Raw genomic sequence first — 11,612 nt, 5'->3', positions numbered from 1 at the left:
CGCCTATCCCGGCCAGATTCGCGCGCTGGACGTGCAGCCGGGGCAGGTCAGCATGGTGATCCTGCCGCTGATCGCCGTGCCGCCGGGCCGCATCGCGCCGGACCAGCTCACGCTCTCGGCCGAGCTGCGCGCCAGCGTGCAGGCGCACCTTGACGAGCGGCGGCTGGTCGGCACGACGCTGGAGGTGCGTGCCCCGCAGCTGTTCTGGGTCAGCGTGAGTGCCCTGATCCGGGTGCCGCCGGGCAGCTCGCGCGGCCTCAAGGCCGACGTGCGGCGCGCTGCCGAGGCCCTGCTGTACCGCTACCTCAATCCCCACACCGGCGGCAGCGCGGGAACGGGCTGGCCGTTCGGGCGCACGCTGCACCTCTCGGAACTGTATAGCCTGCTGCGCACCGTGCCCGGCGGCGACTTCGTCGAGGACGTGCAGGTCTTCCTGACCGAACCGGGCCAGCAGGACCTGCGCCAGCCGGTCAGCACCCAGCTGCTCCTGCCGCCGCAGGGTGTGGTCGTCTCCGACCTCCACACGGTGCGGGTGGAGTAGGGGATGGGCGTGGGCCACCAGCTTTTCGTGCAGCTCCAGGGCGACACCGTCAAGATGCTCAGCCTGGACATGAGCCTGCTGTCCATCGGGCGCACGCCGGACAACGGCCTCGCGCTGCCGCATTCCTCGATCGCCATCCGGCACGCCGAAGTGCGGCAGCTGGAGGGCCGCTGGGTGATCACCGACCTGGGCAACGGCGAGACGTTCCTGGCCGGGCACCGCCTCGTGCCCCACCAGCCGCAGGTGTTGGAAGAGGGCGTGGTCGTGCAGATGGGGCCTTACGTGCTGGCCTACCTGCCCGCCCCCGAGGCCCCCACACCCCCCGCAGAGGTGGACGCCCTGCCCGCCGCGCCGGACTTCACGCTGTCGCCGCTGGCCCCGCCGCGCCCCGGCCTGCCCGCCCCGCTGGCCGAGGGGTCGGCCAGCGTCTACCTCGACTACCTGCCCGCCATGTTCAGCGAGTCGGAGTTCCTGGCGCGCTACCTGCTGATTTTCCAGAGCATCTGGGAGCCGCTGCAACACCGCCAGGACCACCTCGACATGTACTTCTCGCCCGCGACCGCGCCCGAGCGGCTGCTGGGCTGGTTCGCCGCCTGGCTGGGCCTGGAGGTCGATCCCCACTGGCCCGAGGCCCGCAAGCGCCAGTGGCTGCGCGAGGCGATGCACCTGCTGCGCTGGCGCGGCACCCGCTACGGCCTGATGCGCGCGCTGGAGATCGGCTGCGGGGTCACGCCCCAGATCACGGAGAACGCCGGCGGCCCCTACAGCGTGACCGTCACCCTGCCCGAACCCGACGAGGCCACCAGCGGCACCACCCGGGGGGACGTGGAGCGGCTGGTGGCCCGGCACCTGCCCGCCCACGTGCGCTATGAGCTGAGGTACGTGTGACCGCCACCGGCACCATCTTCGAGGGCTACCGGCTGCTGCGGGAGCTGGGGGGCGGCTGGCTGGGGCAGGTGTACGCCGCGCAGAACCTCGACGGCGCGCAGGTGAGCGCGCTGCGGGTCGTGGCCCCGGAGCTGACCGCGCAGCCGCAGTTCATGCTCCAGTTCCGGCGCCTGTTCGAGAAGTGGCGGCGGCTGGCGCACCCCGGCATCCTGACGCCCGGCGAGCTGATGGAGCGCGACCACCGCGCCTACTACGGCATGACGCTGGCGCAGAGCGGCTCGGTGCGGCAGCTGCTCCAGGCACAGGCGCGCGAGGGCCACTTTCTGGACCTGCTGATCGCGGTCGACATCGCCCGGCAGGCGGCGGGGGCGCTGGCCGCCGCCCACGACGCCAACCTGATGCACGGCGACCTCAAGCCGGAAAACCTGCTGCTCACGCCCGCGCGCGCCATCCTGGGCCGCCAGGCCTACGGCGTGCTGGTCTCGGACTTCGGGGTGGGCGAGTTGCAGGCCTACACCCACGGCACGCACGACCGCCTGATCGTGACCACGCCCGCCTACATGTCGCCCGAGCAGTGCCGGGGGGTGCGCAGCGAGGTCCGCAGCGACCTCTACGCGCTGGGGGTCATCCTCTACGAGCTGCTCACCAACCTGGTGCCCTTCGAGACGCGCGACCTGGCCGACGCCGTGGACAAGCACCAGCACGTCGCGCCCATCCCGCCGGGGCAGATCCGGGTGGACATTCCCCAGGACCTCGAAGAGGTGGTGCTGACCTGCCTGGCCAAAGACCCCCAGTACCGCTACCGCGACGCCCATGACCTCGAAAACGCGCTCCAGGCGGTGCTCAGCGGGCTGCTGCCACAGGGGCCGCGCCCCACGGTCGTGCTGCCGGACATTCCCGAGCCGCCCGCGCCGCGCATCGAGCCGCTAGCCGACCGCACGCCCTGGCCCCGGCTCCAGATCTGCGACGAGGGCGGGCAACTGCTGCGGGTCGAGCCGCTGCGGGCCGACACCGCCACGCTGGGCCGCGCCCCTGGCAACACGATTGTGCTGGAACACGCGGGCGTGTCGCGCCACCACCTGAACATCGGGGTAGAGGGGGGCGGCGTGTTCGTGACCGACCTGGGGTCCACCAACGGGACCACGCTAGGGCGCGAACCGCTGGAACCCCGCGCGCGCACGCCCTGGCCCGACGGCGGCATTCTGCGGGTGGAACCCTTCTGGCTGCGGCTGCAACCGCCGCAGCGGGTGGTGCAGCAGGCCCGCATCGGCGTGCTGGTCGAGGACAGCGCCATCGACCTCAAGCCCGGTGAGGCGCGGCTGCTGCGGGTGCAGCTCGCCAACACCGGGCGCACGGTGGACCACTTCCGGCTGGAGGTCGAGGGTATCCCCGAAACCTGGGTGCACAACCTCTACCACGAGGTGCAGCTCAACCCCGGCATGACCAGTGAAACGACCCTGAAGGTGCTGGTGCCGCGCGAGCCTGGGTCGCACGCGGCAACCTATCCGGTGAAGGTGCTGGCCCGCAGCCGCGAGAATCCCGCCGAGTTCGGCTTCGCGCCGATGGACTGGATGGTGCTGCCCTTTACTGAGACGCGGCTGGAGCTGACCCCCCGGCGGCGCAGCGCGTGGCGGCGCACCCACTACGACCTGCGCCTGACCAACGTTTCCAACGTGCCCATCACCTACAGCCCCGCCGTGGGCGACGACGAGGGCCACGTCTTTCTCCAGTCTCCCTGGGACATGATGCGGATTCCGCCCACCGGCGACCTGCGCAACATCGTTCCCGTCCGCGCCATCCTCCATAATTACTGGCTGCGGCTGCGCGAGGGCGTCGGCAAGGTGCGGGTGGAGGCGCTGCCGCAGGACGTGACGGTGCAGCCCGGGGGGCAGTTCGAGCACCGCCTCCAGGTGCGGCTGCCCATCCGCTGGATCGCCTCGCCGCGCCCGCGCACCCTGCGGATTCACCCGCGGCCCGACCGCGGCCAGGACCACGCCGACACCGTGTCGCTGCTGCACCTGCCGGTGATCCCGCTGTGGCTGCTGCCGCTGCTGCTGATCCTGGCCATTCTGTTCGTGTGGTGGCTGCTCCAGGTGCCCACCATCGTGAGCGTGAGCGCCGACCCGCAGCAGCCGCCCGCCGGGAAACCCTTCACGCTGAACTTCGAGACGCGGGGCACCTCGCGCATCCTGGTCAAGCCCTGGAACAAGACGCTCTACAGCGGCCGGGGCAAGCTGCTGATTCCGCAGGGCATCACCGAACCCACCGAGGTGCAGGTGATCGCCTACGGCCGCGTCAAGACGGCCCAGACGGTCCTGACCCTCACGCCCAGGCTGCCCGCGCCGGTCGTCAAGCGCTTCTCGGTGACGCCCGAGAACATTACCAGCGGCCAGAGCGCCACCCTCCGCTGGGAGGTCGCCAACGTCAGGGAGGTGACGCTCGACCCCTTCGGCACCCAGCCCGCCAAGGGCGAGCTGAAGCAGAAGATCACGGCCGACACCACCTTCCGCCTCAGCGCCCAGGGCGGCGGCCAGAACGTCACCCAGACCCGCGACGTGAAGGTGCTGCCGCCCGGCATCGACCTGTTCCAAGTGACGCCGCAGCAGGCCGCCGCCGGGCAGAGCGTCACCCTGCGCTGGCGGGTGCTCAACGCCAGCACCGTCACCCTCGATCCGGTCGGCACAGTCGCCGCCAGCGGCACCCTCCAGCAGAAGGTGACGCAGGATCAGACCTACACCCTGCGGGCGCAGGTGGGTGACAAGACGGTATCGCGCAGCGCCAGCGTGAAACTGCTCGCCCCGGTGGTCGAGCTGTTCCAGGTCACGCCGGAGAACGCGCGGGCGGGCGACACGGTGACGCTGCGCTGGAAGGTCGCCAACGCCAGCAACGTGACCATCGACCCGCTCGGGACCGTCCCGGCCCAGGGCGAGAAACAGGTGGTCGCGCAGACCAACACCGCCTACCGCCTCAGCGCCAGCAACGGCCAGAGCAGCACCGAGGCGAGCAGCGCCGTCAGCGTGAGCGCCCGCCCGCCGCAAGTCACGGCCTTCACGGCCACCCCGCGCAAACCCCGCAGCGGCCAGCCCGTGACCCTGACCTGGCAGACCCGGGACGCAGCCAGCGCCGAACTCGCGGGGCTGGGCGGCACGCTGGCGCTGCCCCCCTCGGGCAGCACCACGGTGACGGCCCCGGCCCAGAGCGCGCAGCTCACCCTGACCGCCCGTAGCAGCGACGGAGCCACCGCCGCGCAGTCGCTGGCGCTGCCGGTGCTGCCGCCCGCACCCAAGCCCCAGGCGGCCGTCCCGCCCCGGCCCAAACCCGCGCAGCCCCAACCGGCCCAGTCCCAATCTGTCCAGCCCCAACCCGCCCCGAAGCCGGCCCCGGTGCCCGCGCCTGTTCCCGCCGCGCAGCCCAAACCGGCCCCGGCACCGACACCCGCGCCGACGCCCAGGCCCGTGGCCGCCGCGCCCTCCCCTGCCCCTGTCCCGCGGATCGTGGCCTTCCGCGCGTCGCCCGCCAGCGTACAGCGGGGGCAGCCCGTCACCCTGAGCTGGGACACGCGGGGGGTAGAGCAGGTCAAGCTGTTGCCCCTGAACCGCAAGTTCCCGCCGCACGGCAGCGTGCGCCTCACACCCGGCTCCAGCACCACCTATATCCTGCTGGCCGGAAGCGTCAGGGCCAGCCAGCCGGTGCAGGTGCGCGCGGTGCCCGCCGCGGCCCAGGCTGCTCCCCCCAGGCCCGCGCCTGCCCCCCGACCCGAACCGGCCGCCATTCCCGCCGTGCCGGCGTCCCCCTCGCCGGCCAGCCCGGCCCCCAGACCCCCGGTGGCCGCGCCCACCCCGCCCGCCCCCGCGCCCCGGATCGTCACCTTCAGCGCTGCGCCTGCCCAGGTGCCTGCGGGGGGTGAGGTGACCCTGCGCTGGAACGTGGAGAACGCCAGGCGCGTGTTTATCAGCGGGCTGGGTCAGGTCGACGCGGCGGGCAGCGCGACCCGGACCCTGCGGCGCGACACCCAGTTCACCCTGCGGGCCAGCCGTCCCGGCGCGGCCAGCACCCAGCAGAGCGTCCTCGTGCAGGTCGCGGACCAGCCCAGCGGCACCGGGCGCCTCAGCGGCAACTGGCAGCACCCCTTCGGGCGGCTTCACCTGAACGTGCGCGGCGACACGGTCGAAGGAACCTTCAGCAATGTCCGCACCGGCGACGAGGGCCGCATCCACGGCACCCTCAGCCCCAGCACCGGCGGGTCCTACAGCCTGAGCGCCCAGGTGGACGTGCCGGGGAAGACGGGCGAGAACCTCAGCTTCCTGGTGGTCTTCAGCAGCGACGCCAACACCTTCAGCGGCTTTTACAGCGCGCGGCAGGCCAAGGAGCGCTGGTGTGGCTGGCGCTCCGGCACGACCTGGTCCGGCCGATGCTGAGGGGCGGCAGGCGGCACGGGCCGCCGCGCTTCCGGCCCCCGTTGGGATACACTTGCCCGGTACCCCGGCACCGCAGAGATCAGTCCCCAGGAGGCCCCCATGGCTGATGGACCGCTCGTCAAAGCCGTCATCAAGAGTATCGAAGGCCCGGCCATCAAGGTCGAGTGCCTGTTCAACCCCAAGGAATACCAGGTCCAGAAGTCCAACAACTGGGGACCGGCGGACAACAGCACCAAGGACGCCTCCGACCTCACCTTTTCCGGGGGCAGCGGGGCCAAGCTCAGCATGCAGCTCTTTTTCGACACCTACCTGCGCGACAGCGAGAAGACCGTGCGGGACGTGCGCGAACACACCGACCTGCTCTGGCAGCTGATGAACATTCAGGAATCGCTGCGCGACCCCAAGACCAGGAAGGGCCGTCCGGCCAAGGTCCTGTTCATCTGGGGCGAGAACTGGCTCTTCAACGCGGTCATCACCTCCATGCAGCAGCAGTACACCATGTTCATGCCCAACGGGATGCCGGTGCGCGCGATGGTCACGGTGGAGTTTCAGGAGGCGCTGGAGCACCGCACGCTGCGCGGGGCGGGCGCGGGGACCTACGCCATCAGCGAACGCATCCGGCACGACGCGCAGGGCTACGCCGGCGACCTGCGCGCCAAGTACGGGCGGAGGTAGGCCGTGACCAGTCCGGCCGTCAACCTGCGCGGCTCGGTGCCGCACTTCTATGTGCGCATCAACGGCGACCTCGCCACCGAGGTGATGCAGAACATCCACGACATCACCATCGAGAGCAGCCTGCACATGCCCGACGTGGCGACCCTGACGCTGCGCGACCTCACGCCGCTGGTCGCCGGGCAGGCCGCCTACCGCTTCACAGACGACCAGAAGGGCACCTTCCTGAACGGCAACCCCCTGACCATCAGTATCCGCGTCGAGGAGCACCAGGAAGTCAACGTCTTCGATGGCGAGATCGTGGAGGTCGAGGCGCAGCTGCTCCAGCACGGGCAGCGGCTGGTGGTGCGCGCCTTCGACCGCCTGCACCGGCTCTCGCGCGGCACCCACACCCGCACCTTCCAGAACGTCACCGACATGGACGTGGTGAAAAAGATCGCCGCCGAACTCGGCCTCAAGGCCAAGGTCGGCCCGGCCAGTTTCGTCCACGACTACGTGCTTCAGAGCAACCAGACCAACCTGGACTTTCTGCGCGAGCGCGCGCTGAAGCTGGGCTACCTGCTGTTCGTGGACGGCACCACCCTCTGCTGCCTGCCGATGGAGAGCATGGGCCACGCGGGCGATCTGGACTGGGGCGTCAACCTGCTGGAGTTCACGCCGCGCGTGAGCAGCCTGGGGCAGGCCAGCGGCACCACCCTGCGCAGCTGGGACCCGCAGCGCAAACGGGCGGTGGTGAGTGCGGCGGGCAAGGGCAGGGGCGAACCCGAGGTGGCCGCCGCGGGCGAGGAGGACCTCGCCGCCCCCTACACCCTGACCGGACACGTGGTGCGGCAGGAGAAACTGGCAGAGCTGTACGCCGGGGGCAGCGCCGACCAGCGGCGGCAGGGCCTGGTCGAGGCGACGGGTGTGGCGGGCGGCTACCCGAAAATGACCGCCGGGATGACCGTCAAGCTGGGCGGCGTCAGCGACCGCTACCAGGGCCAGTACACGCTTTCCAGCGTGACGCACCACTTCCGCACCGGCGACCAGCAGACCAGCAGCGGCTACACCACCGAGTTCACCGTCAGCGGGGGCCGCGCGCCGGACATTGCCCGGACGTTGGCGGGCGCCCACCAGCCCAAGAAGCAGTACGGCTTCGTCATCGGCATCGTCACCAACAACGAGGACCCCCGGAACCAGGGCCGCGTGAAGGTCAAGTTTCCCTGGCTCTCCGACAAGGACGAGAGCGACTGGGCGCGCGTCGCCGTGCCGGGCGGTGGCCCGGGGCGCGGCATGGAGTGGCTGCCCGAGGTCGACGACGAGGTGCTGGTCGGCTTCGAACTCGGGGACATGCACCACCCCTACGTGATCGGCGGGCTGTGGAACGGGGTGGACGCGCCGCCCGAACCCTCGCGCCGGGTGGTGAAGGGCGGCAAGACCATCCGCCGCGTGCATTACTCGCGCAAGGGCCACAGGATCGTCCTCGACGACTCCGACGACCAGCCGCACATCCTGGTCGAGGACATGAACGGCAACGTCATCCGGATCGACAGCAAGACCAACACGCTGACCATTCAGATGAAGGGCGACGTGAGGGTCGAGGCGCAGGGTCGCATGGACCTGAGGGCACAAGACGGCATCCGGATCGACGGCGGCGCGGGCGCGGTGGATGTCAAGGGCAGCACCATCAACCTGAACTGAGGGCCGCGGGCCGGTGAAGGGGACGGCCAAGTGAAGAGGAGATGAGGAAACGGCCCCCCGGACGGGGCTTTAGACTCGCCGCATGATCATGAACGCGTTGCTGATCTTTATCCCGGTCAGCCTGCTGCTGGAGTACGTCTTTCATGCGCCGCCGCTGTGGGTCTTCCTGACGGCGACGGTCGCCATCATTCCGCTCGCCGACTGGCTGCGCAAGGCCACCGAGCAGGTCGCCGCGCGGGCGGGGCAGACCATCGGGGGCCTGCTGAACGTGACCTTCGGCAATCTGGCGGAACTGATCATCGCCATTTTCGTGCTGCTGGGCGGCAACACCACGGTGGTCAAGGCGCAGATCACCGGCAGCATCATCGGCAACGCGCTGCTGGGGCTGGGCCTCGCCATCTTGATCGGCAGTTTTGGCCGCGCCCGCCAGAAGTTCAGCGGGCAGAACGCCGGGCAGCTCAACTCCATGCTGTTTCTGGTGGTGATCGCGCTGATGATTCCGGCGCTCTTCGACTACACCGAGCAGCTGCCCGCGTTCCTGGCCGGCACCGAGGGCGTCCGCACCAACCTCGACGAGTACCTCAGCCTGGGGGTCGCCGCCGTACTGATCGTCGTGTACCTCCTGAACCTGCTGTACACCCTGGTTACCCACAAGGACGTGTTCGCGCTGGAGGAAGAACCCCATCAGGGCAGGCTGTGGCCCGTCTGGCAGGCCGCCGCCGTGCTGGTCGGCGGCACCGCCCTGATCGCGCTGGAATCCGAGATGCTCTCCGGCGCGCTGGAGGCCACCAGTGAGACGCTGGGCCTCAGCCCGTTTTTCCTGGGCATCATCGTGCTGGCGGTGGTGGGCAACTTCGCGGAATACATCGCGGGCAGCTATTTCGCGCGCCAGGGCAAGATCGGCCTGGCGATCAACATCGCGGTGGGCGCGACCATTCAGGTGGCCCTCTTCACCGCGCCGCTGCTGGTGCTGATCTCGTACGCCATCGGCCAGCCCATGAACCTGGTGTTTTCCAGCCCGCTGGAACTGGTCGCCATCGTGGCGGTGGCCCTGATCGTCACGACGGTGACGAAGGACGGCGAGGCCACCTGGTTCGAGGGCGTGCTGCTGATCGCCGTATACCTGCTGCTGGCGCTGGCGTTCTACTTCGTGACGCCGCGTTCGGCGGGCGAGGCGGAGGCGGCCCTGTGGCCCCCGGCGGTGGCCGTTCAGGCGGGGCCAGCGCCAGAGCGTGGCGTGCTGGCCGTGTAGATCCGGGGCAACGCATTCATCAGAGAGGCAATTTTCTGGCAAAAAGGCGGGCGGTCCGGCTCCCCCAGGAGCAACTGGACCGCCCGCCTGTTTCTGTGCCTGCTGTTTTTGGGCCTGAATCCGGGAGACAGCCGGTCTGCGGCCCCCTCCGGCCCCGTCCCCCCAAAGACGGACGCGCCACTCATCTGCCGCCCCTAGACTTTCCGCATGAGCTTCGTCCGCAAGCCCCGACCCTATTCCTCGGGCCTGCCTTCCCTGACCCCCCCCGCTGTGCCCGCCCCCCAGTCCCGCCGCGAGAAGCGGGAGAAACCCGCCCGCCCCGCCCCGGCCCGCCGCCCCCCGGGGTCCCCCTGGGCGACGGCCGTGACCGCCCTGGCCGTGCTGGGGATGGTCCTGGTGGCGCTGGTGGGCGTGTCGGGCCTGGCGAACCAGCTTTCGCGGGACGCGCAGTTCCGCTCGGCGGCGGCGGGCGTGGCGGATGTGGTCCGCTGAGCGCCCGGTCACACCGTCGGGCGGGCAGGTGAAGACTTGAAGCTCTGGCGGCGCCCCACACCCTGGCCGCGCACGCCCTTCGTCACGAGCGGGCGCCGGCCCTGGACCCTGCGGCGGGCGGCGCGGGCAGGGCTGGCGGGTGTGGGCGCGGCGACGCTGGGGATGCTGGCCCTGGGGGCGGCGGGCGCGGCCACGACCGGGGCGCTGGGGCGGGTGTGGAACCTGCGGGCGGAACTCCAGCCGATCGAGGTGCAGGACCGCCGGGGCGCGCCGCTGGGCGTGATCGACCACTGCCGCGAAAGCGCCGCTGCGAACGCCGTGCCCTGCCGCGAGTCGCTGAGCGTGCCCCTGACGGGCGTCTCGCCGGCGTTCCTGCTGGCCTACGTGGCGAAGGAGGACGTGCGCTTCTTCTCGCATGCGGGGGTGGACCTGGGCCGCCTGCCCCGCGCGGTGCTGAGCGGCGCGGGCGGCAGCACCATCACCATGCAGCTGCTGAAGAACAACGTGCTGGCGGGCCACTTCGACTACGACACGGGCCGCCGCAGCGCGGGGCTGGTGCTGACCCGCAAGGCGACCGAGTTCGTGCTGGCCCCGCTGGTGACCTGGCGCTACGGCCCGCGCGAGGTGCTGGCGATGAGCGTGAACAGCCTCCCCTGGCTGGGCATCGGGCAGCGCAAGGGCGTGTACGACGCGGCGCGCGCGGTCTTCGGCGTGGACCCGGCGGACCTGACGCTGGCGCAATCGGCCTTTCTGGTGGGCCTGCTGCCTGCCCCGGGCCGCTACCTGGTGACCGAACAGACTCCCCCGGAGGAGGCCACCGCCCGCTTCCGCTGGATGCGTGCGCAGCAGCTTCTCACGCTGAGGATCCTGCGGACGCATGGCCTGATCCGTGAGGAGGCGTACCTGCGGGCCGCCCAGGAACCGCTCCAGCCCCGGCTGTGGCGCGTGGAATACGCGGGAAGCGGCCCCGACCTGCGGGTCGTGCGGGCCGCTCGCAACCCGGACTACACCAACGCGCCGGAGCCGGTCTGGGCCATTCAGGAACTCGTGCGGCGCGAACTGCGGGCGGCGGGCCTCGACCCCCGCCGGGTCGGGCGGGTGGTGCTGACGCTCGACGGCCCGGCCCAGGCGGCCCTGGTGCGCCGCGTGACCGGGGAGGGCGCCACCGGCCAGCGGCCCCCCGGGGTGGCCGAGGGAGCCGCCGTCGTGGACGTGCAGGGGGGCGGTATCCTCGCCCTGGCGAGCAGCACGGGGGGCGACCAGAGCGCCCAGCCGGGCAAGCAGTGGGCGGCCACCGCCCGCCGTCCAGTCGCCAGCACGGTCAAGCCGCTGCTCTACGCGGCCGCCTTCGGGGAGGGGCTGACCCAGCTCAGCTCCTTCGGGGACGTGCCCACCAACTACGCGGGCCAGGCTATCCGCAACAACTCCGGCACCTTCCTCAACCGCGCCGTGACCCTGCGCGAGGCCAACGCCCGCAGCCTGAACACGGTCGCCGTGCAGGTCGGGACGGCGCGGGAAAAGGCGCTGCGAAGCGTGCTGGATAGCGTCGGCTACGTCGAGGACCGCAACAACCGCTCCAGCCCCGCGCTGGGCACCTACCGCTCCTCGCCGCTGGGGGTGGCCGCCGCCTATGCCAGCTTCGCCAACGGCGGGGGATTCTGCCCCCCGC

The 11,612-nt window shown here is 71.1% G+C and carries 7 protein-coding genes and 1 pseudogene; all 8 read left to right on the top strand.

Going from position 1 to position 11,612, the window contains the following annotated elements:
- Nucleotides 1-541 (top strand): annotated as a pseudogene (locus DEIPH_RS14965) (putative baseplate assembly protein); the annotation flags it as partial.
- Between the two features lie 9 nt (nucleotides 542-550).
- Nucleotides 551-1,429: a phage tail protein gene (locus tag DEIPH_RS14960; RefSeq protein WP_235183260.1), complete on the top strand. Its 879-nt coding sequence runs from the start codon at nucleotides 551-553 to the stop codon at nucleotides 1,427-1,429.
- Entirely contained in the window at nucleotides 1,426-5,847 is a 4,422-nt protein-coding gene (locus DEIPH_RS14955) for an FHA domain-containing serine/threonine-protein kinase (protein WP_034359635.1), read from the top strand. Before DEIPH_RS14960 ends, DEIPH_RS14955 begins: the two co-directional genes overlap by 4 nt.
- 99 nt (nucleotides 5,848-5,946) lie before the next feature.
- Nucleotides 5,947-6,522, top strand: a complete 576-nt coding sequence (locus DEIPH_RS14950) for a CIS tube protein (protein WP_034359633.1) — start codon at nucleotides 5,947-5,949, stop codon at nucleotides 6,520-6,522.
- Between the two features lie 3 nt (nucleotides 6,523-6,525).
- Entirely contained in the window at nucleotides 6,526-8,199 is a 1,674-nt protein-coding gene (locus DEIPH_RS14945) for a VgrG-related protein (protein ID WP_051517424.1), read from the top strand.
- An 82-nt stretch (nucleotides 8,200-8,281) separates the two neighbouring features.
- Complete coding sequence (gene cax, locus DEIPH_RS14940) at nucleotides 8,282-9,451, top strand: calcium/proton exchanger (RefSeq protein WP_034359630.1); 1,170 nt, start codon at nucleotides 8,282-8,284, stop codon at nucleotides 9,449-9,451.
- 207 nt (nucleotides 9,452-9,658) lie between these two features.
- Entirely contained in the window at nucleotides 9,659-9,943 is a 285-nt protein-coding gene (locus DEIPH_RS14935; RefSeq protein WP_034359629.1) for a hypothetical protein, read from the top strand.
- Nucleotides 9,944-9,979: 36 nt separating this feature from the next.
- Nucleotides 9,980-11,612: transglycosylase domain-containing protein (locus DEIPH_RS14930; protein ID WP_034359625.1), on the top strand; the 1,633-nt coding region annotated here is incomplete at its 3' end.

Source organism: Deinococcus phoenicis, from assembly GCF_000599865.1.
GTDB classification, from domain to species: domain Bacteria; phylum Deinococcota; class Deinococci; order Deinococcales; family Deinococcaceae; genus Deinococcus; species Deinococcus phoenicis.
This window is presented reverse-complemented; position numbering and strand designations above follow the sequence as displayed.